This window comes from Salmonella sp. 2020_1395 (assembly GCF_043848115.1).
GTDB classification, from domain to species: domain Bacteria; phylum Pseudomonadota; class Gammaproteobacteria; order Enterobacterales; family Enterobacteriaceae; genus Salmonella; species Salmonella enterica.
In genome coordinates, this window is record NZ_JBCMFH010000006.1 from 161,696 (window position 1) to 180,499 (window position 18,804).

General features: G+C 52.9%; 16 protein-coding genes. 9 read left to right on the forward strand and 7 right to left on the reverse strand.

The window, feature by feature from the left end; genetic code table 11:
- Positions 1–109 precede the first annotated feature (109 nt).
- The 3 genes from ACH0WD_RS11800 to yiaK are packed head-to-tail and all read right to left on the reverse strand — an operon-like array spanning position 110 to position 2,540.
- The gene (locus ACH0WD_RS11800; protein ID WP_000794991.1) at positions 110–1,042 is read right to left on the reverse strand and encodes a DUF4862 family protein; all 933 of its coding nucleotides are present in this window, start codon (positions 1,040–1,042) and stop codon (positions 110–112) included.
- A gap of 23 nt (positions 1,043–1,065) precedes the next feature.
- Entirely contained in the window at positions 1,066–1,530 is a 465-nt protein-coding gene (locus ACH0WD_RS11805) for a YhcH/YjgK/YiaL family protein (protein WP_000576100.1), read from the reverse strand.
- Between the two features lie 11 nt (positions 1,531–1,541).
- Positions 1,542–2,540 carry a 3-dehydro-L-gulonate 2-dehydrogenase gene (yiaK, locus tag ACH0WD_RS11810; RefSeq protein ID WP_000869008.1) on the reverse strand — a complete coding sequence of 333 codons (999 nt, stop codon included), beginning with the start codon at positions 2,538–2,540 and terminating at the stop codon, positions 1,542–1,544.
- A gap of 229 nt (positions 2,541–2,769) precedes the next feature.
- Here yiaK and yiaJ point away from each other — a divergent pair, with 229 nt between their 5' ends.
- On the forward strand, positions 2,770–3,570 hold the full coding sequence (gene yiaJ / locus ACH0WD_RS11815) for an IclR family transcriptional regulator YiaJ (protein WP_000081338.1): 801 nt from the start codon (positions 2,770–2,772) through the stop codon (positions 3,568–3,570).
- A gap of 116 nt (positions 3,571–3,686) precedes the next feature.
- A complete protein-coding gene (locus ACH0WD_RS11820) occupies positions 3,687–4,160 on the forward strand; it encodes a 4Fe-4S dicluster domain-containing protein (protein WP_001078818.1) in 474 nt (157 codons plus the stop codon).
- Positions 4,161–4,196: 36 nt separating this feature from the next.
- Here ACH0WD_RS11820 and avtA read toward each other — a convergent pair whose 3' ends face one another.
- A complete protein-coding gene (gene avtA / locus ACH0WD_RS11825) occupies positions 4,197–5,447 on the reverse strand; it encodes a valine--pyruvate transaminase (RefSeq protein ID WP_000144377.1) in 1,251 nt (416 codons plus the stop codon).
- 174 nt (positions 5,448–5,621) lie between these two features.
- Positions 5,622–7,649: an alpha-amylase gene (locus tag ACH0WD_RS11830; protein WP_000761309.1), complete on the reverse strand. Its 2,028-nt coding sequence runs from the start codon at positions 7,647–7,649 to the stop codon at positions 5,622–5,624.
- Positions 7,650–7,964: 315 nt separating this feature from the next.
- On the opposite strand from ACH0WD_RS11830, the gene ACH0WD_RS11835 reads away from it, so the two are divergent.
- Entirely contained in the window at positions 7,965–8,789 is an 825-nt protein-coding gene (locus ACH0WD_RS11835; protein WP_001575119.1) for a protein bax, read from the forward strand.
- A 60-nt stretch (positions 8,790–8,849) separates the two neighbouring features.
- On the opposite strand, the gene xylR is transcribed toward ACH0WD_RS11835, so the two are convergent.
- Complete coding sequence (gene xylR, locus ACH0WD_RS11840) at positions 8,850–10,028, reverse strand: D-xylose utilization transcriptional activator XylR (protein ID WP_000459824.1); 1,179 nt, start codon at positions 10,026–10,028, stop codon at positions 8,850–8,852.
- A 362-nt stretch (positions 10,029–10,390) separates the two neighbouring features.
- Here xylR and xylA point away from each other — a divergent pair, with 362 nt between their 5' ends.
- The 3 genes from xylA to ACH0WD_RS11855 all read left to right on the forward strand — a co-directional run bounded on the left by xylA (position 10,391) and on the right by ACH0WD_RS11855 (position 13,795).
- Complete coding sequence (xylA, locus tag ACH0WD_RS11845) at positions 10,391–11,713, forward strand: xylose isomerase (RefSeq protein WP_001149561.1); 1,323 nt, start codon at positions 10,391–10,393, stop codon at positions 11,711–11,713.
- 99 nt (positions 11,714–11,812) lie between these two features.
- Positions 11,813–13,267, forward strand: a complete 1,455-nt coding sequence (xylB, locus tag ACH0WD_RS11850; RefSeq protein ID WP_000275306.1) for a xylulokinase — start codon at positions 11,813–11,815, stop codon at positions 13,265–13,267.
- Between the two features lie 174 nt (positions 13,268–13,441).
- Positions 13,442–13,795 carry a YiaA/YiaB family protein gene (locus ACH0WD_RS11855; protein WP_000340935.1) on the forward strand — a complete coding sequence of 118 codons (354 nt, stop codon included), beginning with the start codon at positions 13,442–13,444 and terminating at the stop codon, positions 13,793–13,795.
- A gap of 22 nt (positions 13,796–13,817) precedes the next feature.
- Here the strand turns inward: ACH0WD_RS11855 and ACH0WD_RS11860 are convergent, their stop codons facing one another.
- Positions 13,818–14,813 (reverse strand): acyltransferase, encoded by a 996-nt coding sequence (locus ACH0WD_RS11860; protein WP_001182572.1) that lies wholly within the window; start codon positions 14,811–14,813, stop codon positions 13,818–13,820.
- A gap of 165 nt (positions 14,814–14,978) precedes the next feature.
- Between ACH0WD_RS11860 and ACH0WD_RS11865 the strand changes: the two genes are divergently transcribed.
- The 3 genes from ACH0WD_RS11865 to glyS all read left to right on the forward strand — a co-directional run bounded on the left by ACH0WD_RS11865 (position 14,979) and on the right by glyS (position 18,410).
- On the forward strand, positions 14,979–15,281 hold the full coding sequence (locus ACH0WD_RS11865; protein ID WP_000605592.1) for a YsaB family lipoprotein: 303 nt from the start codon (positions 14,979–14,981) through the stop codon (positions 15,279–15,281).
- Positions 15,282–15,419: 138 nt separating this feature from the next.
- Positions 15,420–16,331, forward strand: coding sequence for a glycine--tRNA ligase subunit alpha (gene glyQ / locus ACH0WD_RS11870; RefSeq protein WP_001168551.1), 912 nt, complete (start codon positions 15,420–15,422; stop codon positions 16,329–16,331).
- Positions 16,332–16,340: 9 nt separating this feature from the next.
- Complete coding sequence (glyS, locus tag ACH0WD_RS11875; protein WP_001291732.1) at positions 16,341–18,410, forward strand: glycine--tRNA ligase subunit beta; 2,070 nt, start codon at positions 16,341–16,343, stop codon at positions 18,408–18,410.
- The last annotated feature ends 394 nt before the right edge of the window (positions 18,411–18,804 follow it).

Consider the following 18,804-nt stretch of genomic DNA (forward strand, 5'->3'; position numbering starts at 1 on the left):
TTCTTTCGATGCTGAATAGTGGAACTTAATTTCTTATGTTTGGTTTATATTAGGTCAGCGCAACGTTGAGTTGCAGGCCGAGAATTAAGGTGATGATGTTTAATTCAGGTTAGCGGCGTGTGGCCTTTTTCATCATGTTAATACCATCGCGTAATATATTTATGCGGTGATTAATATCGGCGCTGGCATTGATTTCCAACAATTTAATACCGGTAAACTGCAACAGTTCGGGAGCTGCGGCGGTAATCAGTTCTTGAACATGTTTCTCCGTCATCAGGCTTTGTGGACAGAAAGGTGCAAACGGAGCATGGAGGTCCTGCCATTCGCCGTATTCTCCATCCAGCGTTGTACCGGAGAACATCAGCGCCCCGAGTTTTCCAGCCTGTTTGGCCTGCTGCGTGTGGATCAGCGGTAGAGAGGTATCCCGCCCTTCAATAGCCGAGCGCGCCCAGTTAATACAGACGCTTATGTCATAGTCGGCAATAGTTTCCAGTACGTTTACCAACGGTAAGAATCCTTTGCGCGGTGCGGGGCCGGTCATCGCGTCGCAGTGTTCAAGCACCAGGTCACAGGACCAGTCCCAGTTGGCAATCTCTTTTAATGAGCGCGCAAAGGCGTCGGTTGCCTGCGCCACGTTCGGATTGCCCGCCAGAGGAGCGGCATGAAGCTCAAGGGCTATGACTTTGCCGGTATTGTTCCCATTGATTTTATTGATCTTCTGATAAAGATGACGGTAGTATTCCACGCAGGATTTACGCTGTTTCTCGTCACTGGACGCTAATCCAAAACCGCCGTTTTCGCTACGGCGGCGCATGGTTTCCATTATCGCGGTGACCACGATTTGCCAGTTTCCCGGTGTATGGCGCAATAACCACTCGTCGCCGAGCGGGTGAAGATGTTCAAGACAAGGCTGCTCCAGCCCCCGGATATCCGGAGTATCAGAGAGTTGCCGCCAGAATTCCGTCTCTTCCTCTTCACTCTTCTGGTGAAATGAGGGTGCACAAGGGTACGCACCGATAATATAACCGGTATTATTTTTCATTTTGTGCTCCAGTAAACTCTATTTTATAAAACGTCTATGGCGACTTTTACGACTATTTTCCGTATCGGCGTAGCAATGCTTTTATTACAACCTGGACGATGAACATCCTGCGGGAAAAACAGGGCATAACTTCCCGGTATCATTTCAATGAATGATTCATGTTCACTGTCGTGATAAAAAATAATATCGCGCTGTTCTAATAATGACTCGCTGATTTGATTATTACCGGTATCAATGGCAACCCCAATTTTCTCTTCGCCCCATGCCAGAAACTGAATATCCAGATAGCGGCGATGAACCTCCGGACGATTTTCAGCAGCATCGCGGGTGGTCATATCGATAATCTGCGCGAAGATATTTTTGCCGTCGATTTCCACTACGCCAGGTTCCAGCGTGCGAAAGTCCGTATTGCGCAGGAAATCGAGCGCCTGCTCTATGGCCGACGGTAGCCGGCACGGATTAGGCTGCGCAATATGTCCAAAAATCATGATGTGGCTCCTTACAGCGCCTGAATTTTGGCCCAGACGCTGTCGTCAATGGTGATACCGTGACGGCGGTTGTCATCCAGCAATTTGGTAAATTCGTGGCCGGGCAGCCGAATCGCGACGTTGTCGTCGGCGCGTTCAGCAGTGGTGATGAAATCCATAATCCGCTGCAGTTTGGCATCGCGGGTTGCGCCATCGATCAGCTTATCCACTTCTATGGCGATGAAGATCTGCGAAACGCCATATTCATCGCTGTTTTCCTGGGTCACTTCGGCAACGGAAGAGCCGTTGGAAAGCAGGGTGGCAATCATGTCCAGCACAATCGACAGACCAGATCCTTTCCAGTAACCCATCGGTAAAATGCGGCGATTTTTCTCGATCACGCCCGGTTCTTTGGTCAACTGACCGTTATCGTCGAAACCGCCGTCCACCGGCAGTTCGCGGCCCGCCAGACGGTTAACCTCCAGCATGCCGTAAGAGAACATCGACATCGACATATCTACCATCGTGATCGGCGTAGACGGGATGGCGACGATCAGCGGATTGGTACCGATACGGCACTCTTTCGCGCCCCACGGCGGCATGACGGCGATGGAGTTGGTCCAGCAAATGCCGATATAGCCTTTTTCCGCCGCCTGCCAGCCGTAGCTGCCGCCGCGCATCCAGTGGTTAGCATTACGTAACGCCACCAGGCCAATACCATGATCGGAAGCCAGCTCGATGGCCCGGTCCATCATCTTTTTCGCCGTCAGGTTGCCGATAGCGCGCTGAGCATCCCACTGTTCGATGGCGCCGAGGCTGGTAACCCGCTGCGGTTTAGCATCAGGAATAATGTCGCCGTTATCCAGTTGCTGAATAAAGCGGGGAAAGCGGTTCACGCCGTGGGAATAGACACCGGACTCGGTGGTGCGAGCGAACATTTCCGCGCAGGCGTCGGCGGTATCTTCCGCAATATTCCGCGACCGCAAGACGCGGTAGAAGGCCCCTTTTAACTCTTCGAAAGTTACTTTCATCCCTGTTCTCCTGGTCGATTGTTAGAAATTTTAGTATGTTTTTTTGTCGATAAATTTCATAATGCGAAATGTAGTTCCAAATATATAGATCAAAAATTGACATGGCAACGCCAGAGAAGGTTTTTAAAAACGATTAAAATCATCTGGTTATGTTTTTTATGCTGATATCGTGAACTGCAACACACTTTGAGCTACCATCTGATCGCCCAAGAAAGGAGAGAGTTTTCTGATGAGCCAGAACAACGATAAAGAGAAGCCTGCGGGGAGTCAGAGCCTGTTTCGTGGCCTGATGTTGATAGAAATTTTGAGTAACTACCCGAACGGTTGCCCGCTGGCGCACCTGTCGGAGCTGGCGGGGTTGAACAAGAGTACCGTCCATCGGTTGTTGCAGGGGCTTCAATCCTGCGGATACGTGACGCCAGCGCCGGCGGCCGGAAGCTACCGTCTGACGACAAAGTTTATTGCCGTCGGCCAAAAAGCCCTGTCATCGCTGAATATCATCCACGTTGCGGCACCGCACCTTGAGGCGCTCAACCTGGCCACCGGCGAGACGGTGAATTTTTCCAGCCGTGAAGATGACCACGCTATCCTGATTTATAAGCTGGAACCGACCACCGGTATGCTGCGCACGCGTGCCTACATTGGCCAGCATATGCCGCTGTACTGCTCGGCGATGGGGAAAATTTATATGGCGTTTGGTCAGCCGGATTATGTGGCGTCTTACTGGGAAAGCCATAAAGATCAGATCCAGCCGCTGACTCGTAATACCATTACCGATTTACCAGCAATGTACGATGAGCTGGCGCAAATTCGTGAAACCAGCATGGCGATGGATCGCGAAGAAAATGAACTGGGCGTCTCCTGTATTGCTGTGCCTGTGTTTGATATTCACCATCGGGTGCCTTACGCCATTTCTATTTCACTGTCGACGTCACGGCTAAAACAGATCGGCGAGAAAAATCTGCTCAAACCGTTGCGTGAAACCGCACAGGCTATCTCTAATGAGCTGGGATTTACCGTTCGCGAATAAGACAGCTCGCCAGGTTTTATCAGGCATCTGACAAAATTTGTCCGTTTGCGTAGTGGGATCAAAGCGGCGGGGAATGGCTCTCTGGCATTCTGGCGTTTTAACGCAGGGGGAGAACAATGAACCGGTTTATTATGGCGGATGCGTCGGCGTGTATCGGGTGTCGTACCTGCGAGGTCGCCTGCGTAGTGTCGCACCAGGAACAGCAGAATAGCGCGGCGGTGACGACGGCGGACTTTGTGCCGCGTATCCGGGTGATAAAAGAGGATAGCTTCACCACGGCCACGGTCTGCCATCAGTGTGAGGACGCGCCGTGCGCGAATGTCTGCCCGGTACAGGCGATTCGCCGTGATCGGGGGCATATCTTCGTGACGCCATCGCGCTGCATTGGTTGTAAAAGCTGTATGCTGGCTTGCCCGTTTGGTGCGATGACCGTGGTGGCGTCCGCGTCAGGCGCGCAGGCGATTAAATGCGATCTTTGCTGGCATCGGGAAGCGGGGCCGGCGTGCGTGGAAGCCTGCCCGACCAGTGCGTTACAGTGCGTTGACGCAACACACGTGCAGCGCCAGCGCCTCTATTCTCAACCTTTCTGAATGTCGTTCCGGCCTGCATGATGGCCGGAATAGCCGTCAGCCTTCACGCCAGGCGCGTTCTATCTCTTCTGCCAGAATTTTTACGCCCGCCTCGATTTTGTCCGGTTCAGGCACGTAGTTCATCCGCATACACTGGTGTGTGTGCGGCCAGGGTTTATCCAGTCCGGGAAAGAAATAGTGGCCCGGCACCATCAGCACGCCGCGCGCTTTCAAGCGTTGATAGAGTAGCTCGGTGGTAATCGGCAGATCTTTAAACCACAGCCACAAAAATATTGCGCCTTCCGGTTTATGAATCAGGCAGCGTTCTTCGGATAAATAGCGACGAATGATCGCGATCGTCTGTTGAACGCGCTGATAGTAGAAAGGTTTGATAACCGTTTCCGACAGCCGCAGCAGATCGTTACGCTTAATCATTTCGCACATCATCGCCGGACCCATGCCGCCGGGCGCAAGGCTGATGATGCCGTTCATGTTGGCAATGGCGGTAATCGTCTTATCATTGGCGATGATAATCCCGCAGCGGGAACCGGGCAGCCCCAGCTTCGAGAGGCTCATGCATAGGATAATATTGGGGTTCCACAGCGGGCGCGCCTCGCTAAAGATAATGCCCGGAAACGGTACACCGTAAGCGTTATCAATCACCAGTGGGATGTTGTGCTGATTCGCCAGTCTGTCCAGCTTCATCAGCTCTTCGTCGGTGATAACGTTACCGGTTGGGTTGGTCGGGCGCGAGACGCAAATCATCCCCGTTTCTTCGCCGATGTGCAGATGCTCAAAATCGACGTGATACTTAAACTGGCCTTCCGGCAGCAGTTCAATATTCGGGCGCGCCGAAACGAAGAGGTCGTCTTCCAGACCGGAATCCGCATAGCCGATGTATTCCGGCGCAAGCGGGAATAGTACCTTTTTCGCACTGCCGTCGGCGCGACGTCCGGCGAAGAGATTAAATAAGTAGAAAAACGCGCTCTGACTGCCATTTGTCAGCGCAATATTCTGTGGTTCGATATCCCATCCCAGCGTTTCACGTAGCAGTACGGCCAGTGCATTCAGTAGCGCCGTTTTTCCCTGGGGACCGTCATAATTACAAAGCGCATCAGCGGCTTTGCCGCTTTCTACCATATCTGTCAGTAGCGTCTGGAAATAATCCTGCATTGCAGGGATATGTGCCGGGTTACCGCCGCCAAGCATGATGGCGCCTGGCGTGCGTAAGCCGTCGTTGAGATCCTCCATCAGGCGGGTAATGCCTGAATGGCGGGTAAATTTATCGCCGAAAAGTGAAAATGTCATAACGGGTGATCTATCGAACTGTCTGTCAAAGTGGATAACCATAACGCTACAAATGGCGGGGCGCAAATGAGGGTCAGGCGGTAGTATTGATGTTTTATGCTACAAATTTTTATCAGGTTAGTTTTTTATTTTGAAGGGGCTACCGGTGCGCGAGGGGGACCGGTAGCACCACGATTAGCGGCGGCCCGCCCAGACGACCATCACCGTATCGTCGCCGTACTGGCGTACAAAACCGTACCCGTGTTTTAGCGTCAGCGTGGTTTGTTGGCCTGCGCCGATGGCGGGATGTCTGGCGCGGAACTGGCTAATACGCTGCCAGTGCGCGACGGCTGCGGCTGACTTTCCGCTCACGTCCTGCCAGTTCATATCTGAACGGGTGCCTTGCAGCGGGTCGGAGCCGGTGGGGCCGAAGGGACGAGCGGATTCATCGCCGTAAAAGATCTGCACCGCGCCCGGCGAAAGCAGCAGCAGTTCCGCCGCCTTATCACCGCCCTCACGGAAAAGGCGCGTATCATGCGAGGAGAGGTAACTTAATACGTTGAAATCCTGCATTTTATCCGCCATCTGCTGCCAGACTGGCCCCATTTCCGCCAGGCAATCGACCGCTTTCGCCGCCTGCTCCTGATAATCAAAATTGATCATCGCGTCGAAACCATAGCGATAATAATCACTTTTCATGACGCCGTGGCCCCACGCTTCGCCAGTCATCCAGAACGGGCTATTATCCAGCGCTTTGTCCGGATTGGCCTGCTTCCATTCATGTAACGCCGCGCTGGCCTGGGTTTTTAGCTGTTGCCAGGCAGGAAGCTCAACGTTTTTGGCAGTATCGACCCGGAACCCGTCAATGCCGTAATCATGCACCCACTGGCTTAACCAGTGAGTCAGATAATCCCGTGGCGTATAGCCTTCAATGAACTTTGCTTTAGTATCGGATTTGTTGGCATAGAACACGGGTAGGCCGGAAGGCGTGGTAGATTCCGTTTTTATATCCGGCAGGAAGGCCAGCGACAGGGTTAAATCGTCAAATCCCGGACTGTCGTAGTCGCCAATATCGGTACGAATCCACTTTTTTCCCCACCATTTTTCCCAGGCGGCGCTGTCGCTGAAGTTGATGTAGTCGTTAAAGCTGTGCCAGCTTTGTCCGGCGGCGGGTCGCCAGTTTGTCCAGCGATCGCCGAGAATTTTTTGCCGTTCCGCGCCGGATAAATAGAGCGCGCCGAACTGATACTCCTGCATATCCGCCAGCGTGGCGTAACCGGCATGATTCATTACTACGTCAAATAAAATACGGATGCCGCGCTGGTGCGCGCCGTCGACCAGCGCGCGGAGATCGGCTTCGCTGCCCATATTGGCATCCAGCGTCGTCCAGTCCTGAGTGTAATAGCCGTGATAGGCGTAATGAGGAAAATCGCCTTTTGTTCCGCCGCCGACCCAGCCGTGGATCTGTTCAAACGGCGAGCTTATCCACAAGGCGTTCACGCCTAATTGCTGTAGATAGTCCAGTTGACTCGTCAACCCGCGTAAATCGCCGCCGTGGAAAGTGCCAATCTCTTGCATACCATCCTTATGGCGACCATAGCTGTGGTCATTGGTTGGATCGCCATTGCGAAAGCGATCCGTAAGCACAAAATAAACGGTGGCGTTGCGCCAGTTAAAAGGCGCTGACGCATGGGTTTCCGCGCGTTCCAGCAATAAAAGCCCGTGGCTGTCGGCAGGTTGCAGCGTGATTTGCCCGTTTTGGACGGTATCGGTTTGACCACTGTAATAATCGCGCACTACCGTCCCTTCCGGAAAGGTCTGGCGAACATCCAGCGTGAGCGGCGAACCATCCCAGACGGGACACTGGTAGGCGAGCTGCGCGGTGCGTTCAGGTTCAGTTTTTATCGATAACAACAGGGTCGGCGTACCGGAGCGGGTATCTACCGTTATCGTATAGTCGCCATCTTTAAACAAACGCCATTGCGGTGGCGCGCCTTCGCAGGGTTTTAACGACAACATTTGGTTGAGTTTTATGGCGCCGGAGGGCTGCCAGCACTGCTGGTCAATATGGAGCGTTAACGCGCGTGTACCTTTTGTTAATGCAGCATGGCTGGTAAAGCGTCCGGTTTCCTGCGTCGAGAACGTTGGAAAACCGGGTGAGGTCCATGATGAGGCGATCGCGATACCGGGTATCAGCGTCAGAGCGAAGGCGGCAAGTTTCATCACGCTATCCTTTGTGGGCAATATTCATCAGCTTGCCTGGTTTTTAGGCGAATGAACTCCTCCTCAGCAGAGAGTCGCGCAGGAGGAGGCGCGAGGGTGAGCGACGAGGCGCAAAAAAACGCCTCTATTTGCGATAAGCACCACATTTTATTGGCATTATTGCTGCCTGTTATCGTTAATAGTTGACATAGTTTCGGATTAAGACTATTCCCTGAGGTGCTTTTTAAGCCTATTTTTGCTAGAATTTGGGGTTCAAACCTCAACTTCGTGAAAAATAAAAGGTGTTGGAATGTATCAATCCGACCAGGAGACCTAATGATATTGACTCCCATGCGACGATATGGGGCAATGATTCTTATGTTACTCACCATCGCATTTTCGGGTGAGGTGCTGGCAAAGACGCACGCAACACAAACGAGTCAAAAGTCCCACATAACTGAGACAAGTTATAAACAGGTTAGCAGTAAACAAGAGTATTCTCGCAATAGTGCAAAGAGCAGTTCACTTCCTGATTTGCGAAAATACCCTTCCGGAACCCCCAGAAAAAAAGCGTTTCTCCGGACCGTTATGCCTTACATCACCAGCCAAAATGCCGCGATTACCGCGGACCGTAATTGGCTGATCTCAAAACAGTACCAGAACCGCTGGTCGCCGTCTGAGCGCGCGCGTATGAAAGATATCGCGAAGCGCTATAAAGTGAGCTGGTCCGGCAACACGCGTCGTATTCCGTGGAATACGTTGCTGGAGCGCGTCGACATTATCCCAACCAGCATGGTGGCGACGATGGCGGCGGCGGAAAGCGGCTGGGGAACCTCTAAACTGGCGCGTAGCAACAACAACCTGTTCGGCATGAAGTGTACGAAAGGGCGTTGTACCAATACGCCGGGTAAGGTGAAAGGTTACTCGCAATTCGCGTCGGTTGAGGAGTCGGTGAGCGCGTATGTCGCCAACCTGAACACGCATCCGGCTTATTCCTCTTTCCGCAAGTCGCGCGCCCAACTGCGTAAGGCGGATCAGGAAGTCACCGCCACGGCGATGATTCATAAGCTGAAGGGTTACTCTACCCAGGGGTCGCGCTATAACAACTACTTGTTCGCGATGTACCAGGACAACCAGCGTCTGATCGCCGCGCATATGTAATTCTGTGTGCCGGATGGCGTTACGCTATCCGGCTTATAAGGCGTCTGTAGGCTGGATAAACTACAACAACGCTTCACTATGCTGGTCGCGATACTCCTTAGGCGTAGTGACGTACTCCTTTTTAAACACCGAATAGAAATATTGCAGTGACGGGTAGCCGCACATTTGCGAAATTTCGTTTATCGCCAACGTGGTAGAAATCAACAAACTACGCGCTTTTTCCAGCTTTTCGGCGTGGATCAGCGCATGTATCGTCTCGCCAACTTCTTCCTTAAAACGTTTTTCCAGGTTTGAACGTGAAATCCCAACCGCATCCAGCACCTGCTCGACTTTAATGCCCTTACAGGCATGGTTACGAATAAAGTGCATCGCCTGGATAACCGCCGGATCGGTCAGGGAGCGATAGTCTGTCGAGCGGCGCGCAATGACGCGCACCGGCGGCACCAGAATGCGCTGTAACGGCATCTCTTCGCGCGCCAGCAAACGGTGCAGCAGCTTCGCCGCCTGATAGCCCATTTGCCGCGCCCCCTGCGCGACGGAGGAAAGCGCGACGCGCGACAGATAACGGGTTAACTCTTCGTTATCAATACCGATAACGCAAAGTTTTTCCGGCACCGGAATATGCAGGTGTTCGCAGGCCTGCAATACGTGGCGGGCGCGGGCATCCGTTACGGCAATGATGCCGGTTTGCGGCGGCAGCGTCTGAAGCCAGTCGGCGAGGCGATTTTGCGCGTGCTGCCAGTTTTCCGGCGCGGTTTCCAGCCCCTGATAGACTACGCCGCGGTATTTTTCCTCGGCGACCAGCTGGCGAAAGGCGTATTCCCGTTCCGCCGCCCAATGTTTGCGGCTGGAGTCGGGCAAACCGTAAAACGCGAAGCGGTTAACGCCTTTTTCTTTTAAATGCAGGAAAGCGCTTTCAACGAGCGCATGATTATCGGTGGCGATGTAATGAACGGCGGGATAATTTTCAGCAAGATGGTAAGAACCGCCGACCCCGACAATGGGTACGTCGACATCGGCTAATAATTGCGCGATATCGTCATCATCGTAATCGGCAATAACGCCGTCGCCTAACCACTCTTTAATGTTATCGATACGGGCACGGAAATCTTCCTCAATAAATATATCCCATTCGGATTGCGAGGCTTGTAAATATTCACCCACCCCCTCCACTACCTGACGGTCATAGGCTTTATTCGCGTTAAATAACAGAGTGATGCGGTGACGTTTATCAAACATGAGGATATATCCTGCAAAAGTGAACCTGGACTCATGGATACTATCAAAACGGCTGACATAACGGTCTGGCGAATGATGACAAATTATTTTGCGCCTGAAACGTTATGCGAAATTCATCACAGCAAACGGCGGATGACAATTGTCATTTCTTATCTATATATTACGGTTTTTTGTTTATTTGCCAGGATTCGATCGCGATCGCTTTTTTCTTCTGTGGTTTTCAGCGTTTTTTTGAGAGCCAGAGCACATTTGGGGATTCTCTTAATAGCGGTGTGAAATAACGTAATTGAGCAATAAATCAGGAAATTCCAGTATGACGTTATGTCGTTTACTTGCCGTCTTATCTGATTATGGAGCTCACTATGCAGGCTTATTTTGACCAACTCGATCGTGTTCGCTATGAAGGCCCTCAATCGACTAACCCGCTGGCATTTCGTCATTACAATCCCGACGAGCTGGTTTTAGGTAAACGTATGGAAGATCACCTGCGTTTCGCGGCCTGTTACTGGCATACCTTCTGCTGGAACGGCGCGGATATGTTTGGTGTAGGCGCGTTTAATCGTCCGTGGCAGCAACCGGGCGAAGCGCTGGAGCTGGCGAAACGCAAAGCGGACGTGGCGTTTGAATTTTTCCACAAACTGAATGTGCCTTTTTATTGCTTCCATGACGTGGATGTGTCGCCGGAAGGCGCGTCGTTGAAAGAATATAAAAACAACTTCGCGCAGATGGTGGATGTGCTGGCGGCGAAACAGGAACAGAGCGGCGTAAAACTGCTGTGGGGAACGGCGAACTGCTTTACCAACCCGCGCTATGGCGCAGGCGCCGCCACTAACCCGGATCCAGAAGTCTTTAGCTGGGCAGCGACGCAAGTGGTTACGGCAATGAACGCCACGCATAAACTGGGCGGCGAAAATTACGTCCTGTGGGGCGGGCGCGAAGGTTATGAAACGTTGCTGAATACCGATCTGCGCCAGGAACGCGAACAGATTGGCCGCTTTATGCAAATGGTGGTCGAGCACAAACATAAAATGGGTTTCCAGGGCACGCTGCTGATTGAACCGAAACCGCAGGAACCGACAAAACATCAGTATGATTATGACGTTGCAACGGTCTATGGCTTCCTCAAACAGTTCGGCCTGGAAAAAGAGATCAAAGTGAACATTGAGGCGAACCACGCGACGCTGGCGGGCCATTCGTTCCACCATGAAATCGCGACCGCTATCGCGCTGGGTATTTTTGGCTCCGTTGACGCCAATCGTGGCGATGCGCAACTGGGCTGGGATACCGATCAGTTCCCGATTAGCGTTGAAGAGAACGCGCTGGTGATGTACGAAATCCTGAAAGCGGGCGGATTCACGACGGGCGGTCTCAACTTCGACGCCAAAGTTCGTCGCCAGAGCACCGATAAATACGATCTGTTCTACGGTCATATCGGCGCGATGGATACGATGGCGTTGTCGCTGAAAATCGCCGCGCGTATGGTTGAAGACGGCGAGCTGGATAAACGCGTGGCGAAGCGCTATGCCGGTTGGAATGGCGAGCTGGGTCAGCAGATTCTGAAAGGACAACTCTCCTTAGGCGAACTGGCGCAGTATGCGGAGCAGCATAATCTGGCGCCAGTACATCAAAGCGGTCATCAGGAGCTGTTAGAAAATCTGGTTAACCGTTATCTGTTTGATAAATAACCCTATCTACCGGGCGACTCCGCGTTAGCCCGGCCTGTAGTCGTGATTAGCCCGGTAAGCGTAGCGCTGCCGGGCGCTTTCAGTAAAGGAACCCACACTATGTATATCGGGATCGATCTTGGTACATCGGGTGTAAAAGCTATCCTGTTGAATGAGCAGGGCGATGTGCTGGCTACGCATACTGAAAAACTGACCGTATTGCGTCCGCATCCCTTATGGTCGGAGCAGGAACCAGAGCAGTGGTGGCAGGCGACGGATCGTGCGGTTAAAGGTTTAGGTCGGCAACAGTCGTTAAGTGGCGTCCGGGCGTTGGGCATCGCCGGACAAATGCATGGCGCGACATTGCTTGATAGCCGTCAGCAGGTTCTGCGACCAGCGATTTTATGGAATGACGGACGCTGTAGCGAAGAGTGCGCCTGGCTGGAAAAACAGGTGCCGCAGTCGCGTGCGATAACCGGTAATCTGATGATGCCCGGTTTTACCGCGCCCAAATTAGTCTGGGTGCAGCGCCACGAACCGGATATTTTCCGCCAGATAGACAAAGTTCTGCTGCCGAAAGATTTTCTGCGGCTGCGAATGACGGGCGTCTTTGCCAGCGATATGTCGGATGCGGCAGGAACGATGTGGCTGGACGTGAAAAAGCGCGACTGGAGCGACGTTATGCTCAACGCCTGTCATTTAACCCGACAGCAGATGCCAGCGTTATTTGAAGGTAGTGACATTACCGGAACGTTGCTGCCAGAGGTAGCCAGCGCATGGGGAATGCCAGCAGTACCTGTGGTGGCGGGCGGCGGCGACAATGCGGCTGGCGCGGTCGGCGTAGGAATGATCGATGCCGGACAGGCGATGCTCTCACTCGGAACATCGGGCGTCTATTTTGCCGTCAGCGACGGCTTTCTGAGTAAACCGGAGAGCGCAGTACACAGTTTTTGCCATGCGCTGCCGGAACGCTGGCATTTAATGTCTGTAATGTTGAGCGCCGCCTCTTGTCTGGACTGGGCGGCTAAACTCACCGGGCAGAAGAACGTCCCGACACTGATTGCCGCCGCGCAGCTGGCGGATGAGCATACCGATCCGATCTGGTTTTTGCCGTACCTGTCCGGCGAGCGCACGCCGCACAATAATCCGCAGGCAAAAGGCGTTTTCTTTGGTTTAACCCATCAGCATGGCCCGGCGGAACTGGCGCGGGCGGTACTGGAAGGCGTGGGATATGCTCTGGCGGATGGCATGGATGTGGTTCACGCCTGCGGCGTCAAACCCGCCAGCGTGACGCTTATCGGCGGCGGGGCGCGCAGCGAATACTGGCGTCAGATGCTATCTGATATTAGCGGGCTACAGCTTGATTATCGTACTGGCGGCGATGTGGGGCCAGCGCTGGGCGCGGCGCGTCTGGCGCAAATTGCGGTGAATAAACAGACTCCGCTCGCCGATGTATTGCCGCAGTTGCCGCTGGAGCAGGCGCATTATCCCGATGCGCAGCGTCATGCGGTTTATCAACAACGTCGTGAAACCTTCCGTCGACTCTATCAGCAGCTGTTGCCGTTGATGTCATAAGTCAGAATGCCTTTCGGTTTTGGCTGAAAGGCATTTCCCGTAAATATTAATTCTATTGAATTATATAGAAGTAAGTATGTGTGTTTTCTGATTTTTATATTATTGCTGAGCAGGCGCCTTTTTCATCGCTATTTCTTCGCTTAATGTGTCTCACACAACCACAAGGAGAGTGAGATGGACGATCACGTTGCGCGCAGGAAACGGATATTCGGCCTGGGAATGTTAGTTGTCGGTGCAGTGGTATACCTGGTGGGACTGTGGCCAGGCTGTCATACATTAAGCGAAAAGGGATATTTTTTTGCGGCAATCGTCATGTGTGGTTTTCCAGTCTTAATTCGCCAGGAACACACGGGAAATGGCCGCTTGCTTTCTCGTTGCAAATCTTTGCTGTTGCTTGGCATCGGCATGGTCGCGGTCGGCGTATTTAACCTGGCGCTGGCGGGCGCGCTGAAAATACTGTGTCTGGTGGCGCTGGGGGTCAGTATATATGGAACCGATCTTTACGCTTCCTACAGTGATGATGAATGATGGCCGGAGCCATCATTGTCGTTTAGCTAACCCATTTCCGTTTATCAATACGCTGTAACAGCATGGAAAGTAGCAGGCTTCCTGTCACCGTCGCGGCAAAAACCCACACGATGTCTAACGGCGGCCAACGCTTTAACTCCAGACCATTAGTACGTAGCGCATGGATAATCAGCGCGTGGAAACCATAAATACCCAACGAGTGGCGGGAGATAAGCCCCAGTCCAGGTAACGTCCGCGCATTCAGCTTATTTTTAACTACCGTGAACAGTGAGACGGCGCAAATAAACACCATGGGACCGCAATACAGATACCAGGTATCGGCAAAATTTCCGCGCCAGCGTAATTCATGCAATGTGCCGCGAGAAATAACAAATACCGCGATGATGAACAGGGCAGTGCAGATAAGCGTCAGCGATGGCTTTTGCGTCTCCATCATTCCAATGGCGCGGCCCAGGATGCCGTAGAGAATGTAGTAGAACGTGTCGCCGCTGATATACAGATTGATGGGCAACCATTCAACGCCGCCGATTTTTTGCGGCACAGTATTTGGGTTAGCAATAATACCAATGATCACCATCAGCATCAGGAGCATTTTGCCGCTCACGTTTTTTACCTGGATTAATGGCGATACCAGGTAGATCACCGCAATCGCAAAGAAAAACCACAGGTGGTAAAACACGGGTTTTTGCAGCGCATTTTTTAGCGAAAGCTCGACGTTGATCGAAGTAAAAAGTGAAATGTAAGCCAGGGCGACAACGCTGTAAAAGATAAGGCACAGGGCGATACGTAAAAAATGCCGCGGTTGCGCGCAGCGCTCGCCAAAAAAAAGATAGCCTGAAATCATAAAAAACAGGGGAACGCTAACGCGCGAAGCCGAATTCAGGACATTCGCAATATCCCAGTTTAGCGGGCTGACGCTGTGGGCGTTGGTGATGTACCACGTTGTAGTATGGATCATCACTACCATTAAACAGGCGATCCCTCGCAGGTTATCAATCCAGTTAATTTTAGGCTGCATCAGTTCCTCAGCTTCCGTTTGAATAGAGTTCCAGCGCGGTGGCTCACTGGAAAAATCCGACTTTCTACGCTACATCTTGTGATGGCGTAAGGAGATTCGCACAATGTTTCTGTTACCCACAAACCTTAATAATAAGACTGACCAGCAAACCAGACGGTAATAAAAATGATAATGAAGTATTTCTGTACTGTGATGATAGCCATCGCTCTGGTGGGATGCACAGCGACACCGCCACCGACGCAAAAAGCCCAGCAGAGTAAAGTGAGCCCAACACGCACGCTGGATATGGAAGCATTGTGTAAAGCTCAGGCGGCGCAGCGTTACAACACTGGCGCACAGAAAATTGCTGTTACCGGCTTCGAACAGTTTCAGGGGAGCTATGAGATGCGTGGTAATACCTTCCGTAAAGAGAGTTTTGTCTGCTCTTTTGATGCAGATGGGCAGTTTTTACATCTTTCTATGCGGTAAAAGCCGCGCCTGGTGAGGTGTGATGCCGCGAAATCCGGCAATTTTCGCTAAACAAACCGGTTTCATACTGTATATCTCGCATCCAGCGGGTATACTGGCTCCTTCCTTTAAATCCACACGTATCCAGCACGAAATAATATGCAAAAGTTTGATACCAGGACCTTCCAGGGCTTGATCCTGACCTTACAGGATTACTGGGCTCGCCAGGGCTGCACCATTGTTCAACCATTGGACATGGAAGTCGGCGCGGGAACTTCTCATCCAATGACCTGCCTGCGCGCGCTGGGGCCAGAGCCGATGGCGACTGCCTATGTGCAGCCTTCTCGTCGTCCGACCGATGGCCGCTACGGCGAAAACCCGAACCGCTTACAGCACTACTATCAGTTCCAGGTAGTGATTAAGCCGTCTCCGGACAACATTCAGGAGCTGTATCTCGGTTCTCTGAAAGAGCTGGGTATGGACCCGACCATTCACGATATCCGTTTCGTGGAAGATAACTGGGAGAACCCGACGCTGGGCGCCTGGGGACTCGGCTGGGAAGTGTGGCTGAATGGCATGGAAGTGACGCAGTTCACCTACTTCCAGCAGGTCGGCGGCCTGGAGTGCAAGCCGGTGACCGGTGAAATCACCTACGGTCTGGAACGTCTGGCGATGTATATCCAGGGCGTGGACAGCGTTTACGACCTGGTCTGGAGCGATGGCCCGCTGGGTAAAACCACCTACGGTGACGTGTTCCATCAAAACGAAGTGGAGCAGTCCACCTATAACTTTGAATACGCCGATGTGGATTTCTTATTCACCTGCTTCGAGCAGTATGAGAAAGAAGCCCAGCAGCTGCTGGCACTGGAAAACCCGCTGCCGCTGCCGGCCTACGAGCGTATTCTGAAAGCCGCCCATAGCTTCAACCTGCTGGATGCGCGTAAAGCTATCTCCGTCACCGAACGTCAGCGCTACATTTTGCGTATTCGCACCCTGACCAAAGCAGTGGCAGAGGCTTATTATGCTTCCCGTGAAGCCCTCGGCTTCCCGATGTGCAACAAAGACAAGTAAGAGGCGGCCATGTCTGAGAAAACTTTTCTGGTGGAAATCGGCACTGAAGAGCTGCCACCAAAAGCACTGCGCAGTTTGGCTGAGTCCTTTGCTGCGAACTTCACTGCGGAGCTGGATAACGCCGGCCTCGCGCACGGTAACGTTGAATGGTTTGCCGCCCCGCGCCGTCTGGCGCTGAAAGTGGCGAATCTTGCTGAATCTCAGCCCGATCGCGAAGTCGAAAAACGTGGTCCGGCGATTGCTCAGGCGTTTGACGCCGAAGGCAAACCGAGCAAAGCGGCAGAAGGCTGGGCGCGCGGCTGCGGGATCACCGTTGATCAGGCCGAGCGTCTGAAGACCGACAAAGGCGAATGGCTGCTGTATCGCGCCCACGTGAAGGGCGAAAGTACCGAAGCGCTGGTGCCGAACATGGTAGCCACCTCGCTGGCGAAACTACCGATCCCGAAACTGATGCGCTGGGGCGCGTCTGACGTACACTTCGTGCGTCCGGTGCACACCGTGACCCTGCTGCTGGGCGATAAAGTGATTCCGGCGATCATCCTGGGCATTCAGTCTGACCGCGTCATTCGCGGCCATCGCTTTATGGGTGAGCCTGAGTTCACTATCGACAATGCTGACCAGTACCCGCAAATTCTGCTGGAGCGCGGTAAAGTCATTGCCGATTACGAAGCGCGTAAAGCCAAAATCAAAGCGGACGCCGAAGAAGCGGCACGCAAGATTGGCGGTAATGCCGACCTGAGCGAAAGCCTGCTGGAAGAAGTGGCCTCGCTGGTGGAATGGCCGGTGGTATTGACGGCGAAATTCGAAGAGAAATTCCTCGCCGTGCCTGCCGAAGCGCTGGTGTACACCATGAAGGGCGACCAGAAGTATTTCCCGGTTTATGACAACGCGGGCAAGCTGCTGCCGAACTTTATCTTCGTCGCCAACATCGAGTCGAAAGATCCGACCCAGATTATCTCCGGTAACGAGAAAGTGGTGCGTCCGCGTCTGGCAGATGCTGAATTCTTCTTCAATACCGACCGTAAAAAACGTCTGGAAGACCATCTGCCGCGTCTGCAAACCGTGCTGTTCCAGCAACAACTGGGCACGCTGCGCGACAAGACCGACCGTATTCAGGCGCTGGCGGGCTGGATTGCCGGTCAGATTGGCGCTGACGTCAACCACGCCACTCGTGCGGGCCTGCTCTCCAAGTGCGACCTGATGACCAACATGGTCTTCGAGTTCACCGACACCCAGGGCGTGATGGGGATGCACTACGCGCGCCATGATGGTGAAGCGGAAGATGTGGCCGTGGCGCTGAACGAGCAGTATCAGCCACGCTTTGCCGGTGATGACCTGCCGTCTAACCCGGTGGCCTGCGCGTTGGCGATCGCCGATAAGATGGACACTCTGGCGGGTATCTTCGGTATTGGCCAGCATCCGAAAGGCGACAAAGACCCGTTTGCGCTGCGTCGTGCCGCGCTGGGCGTGCTGCGTATTATCGTTGAGAAGAACCTCAACCTTGATCTGCAAACGCTGACTGAAGAAGCGGCGCGTCTGTATGGCGACAAGCTGACCAATGCCAACGTAGTCGATGATGTGATCGACTTTATGCTGGGTCGCTTCCGCGCCTGGTATCAGGATGAAGGTTACACCGTCGACACCATCCAGGCGGTACTGGCGCGTCGTCCGACCCGTCCGGCAGATTTCGATGCTCGTATGAAAGCGGTATCGCACTTCCGTACCCTGGAAGAAGCCTCTGCGCTGGCGGCGGCGAACAAGCGCGTCTCCAACATCCTGGCGAAAGCCACTGAGCCGCTGAACGATATCGTCCACGCCTCCGTACTGAAAGAAGCGGCGGAAATTGAGTTGGCCAGACATCTGGTTGTGCTGCGTGATAAGCTTCAGCCGTACTTTGCCGATGGTCGTTATCAGGAAGCGTTGATTGAGCTGGCTGCTCTGCGCGCGCCAGTGGATGAATTCTTCGAAAATGTCATGGTTAACGCGGAAGAGAAAGATATCCGTATCAACCGCCTGACGCTGTTGTCGAAACTACGCGAACTGTTCCTGCAGGTTGCGGATATTTCGTTACTACAATAAGCGTTCAGTTAATTAAAAAAAACCTGCTTTCGGGCAGGTTTTTTTATAACATAAATAGTATCAGTCGATTCGCTAATAATTCTGTAACTCATAGACGCGGTTATTTCTATTGATTGGCAAGAAATATTTCAGGAATACATTAACGCTGGCGGTACGGATATTGGCGTTAGAATAGCTGCGGGTGCTTGAGACTGTTTGTCTCAGGTATTCACCAAAAGGCAGACAGAGAAAAGCCCCACCTGACTATACCCAAAATAATTCGAGTTGCTTAAAGGCGGCAAGGGAGTGAGTCCCCAGGAGCATAGATAACTATGTGACTGGGGTGAGCGACAAATCTGCCGGGAGCAGATTTGAACGTCGCGTGCGACGGCCCGTCAGGGCGAGGCCCATGGAT

Coding starts and splice junctions, on each gene's coding strand:
- ACH0WD_RS11805 (WP_000576100.1), bottom strand. CDS start 1,530: ATGATTTTTGGACATATTGCGCAGCCTAATCCGTGCCGGCTACCGTCG.
- avtA (WP_000144377.1), bottom strand. CDS start 5,447: ATGACATTTTCACTTTTCGGCGATAAATTTACCCGCCATTCAGGCATT.
- ACH0WD_RS11835 (WP_001575119.1), top strand. CDS start 7,965: ATGATATTGACTCCCATGCGACGATATGGGGCAATGATTCTTATGTTA.
- yiaJ (WP_000081338.1), top strand. CDS start 2,770: ATGAGCCAGAACAACGATAAAGAGAAGCCTGCGGGGAGTCAGAGCCTG.
- xylB (WP_000275306.1), top strand. CDS start 11,813: ATGTATATCGGGATCGATCTTGGTACATCGGGTGTAAAAGCTATCCTG.
- ACH0WD_RS11860 (WP_001182572.1), bottom strand. CDS start 14,813: ATGCAGCCTAAAATTAACTGGATTGATAACCTGCGAGGGATCGCCTGT.
- glyQ (WP_001168551.1), top strand. CDS start 15,420: ATGCAAAAGTTTGATACCAGGACCTTCCAGGGCTTGATCCTGACCTTA.
- glyS (WP_001291732.1), top strand. CDS start 16,341: ATGTCTGAGAAAACTTTTCTGGTGGAAATCGGCACTGAAGAGCTGCCA.
- ACH0WD_RS11820 (WP_001078818.1), top strand. CDS start 3,687: ATGAACCGGTTTATTATGGCGGATGCGTCGGCGTGTATCGGGTGTCGT.
- xylA (WP_001149561.1), top strand. CDS start 10,391: ATGCAGGCTTATTTTGACCAACTCGATCGTGTTCGCTATGAAGGCCCT.
- xylR (WP_000459824.1), bottom strand. CDS start 10,028: ATGTTTGATAAACGTCACCGCATCACTCTGTTATTTAACGCGAATAAA.
- ACH0WD_RS11830 (WP_000761309.1), bottom strand. CDS start 7,649: ATGAAACTTGCCGCCTTCGCTCTGACGCTGATACCCGGTATCGCGATC.
- ACH0WD_RS11855 (WP_000340935.1), top strand. CDS start 13,442: ATGGACGATCACGTTGCGCGCAGGAAACGGATATTCGGCCTGGGAATG.
- yiaK (WP_000869008.1), bottom strand. CDS start 2,540: ATGAAAGTAACTTTCGAAGAGTTAAAAGGGGCCTTCTACCGCGTCTTG.
- ACH0WD_RS11865 (WP_000605592.1), top strand. CDS start 14,979: ATGATAATGAAGTATTTCTGTACTGTGATGATAGCCATCGCTCTGGTG.
- ACH0WD_RS11800 (WP_000794991.1), bottom strand. CDS start 1,042: ATGAAAAATAATACCGGTTATATTATCGGTGCGTACCCTTGTGCACCC.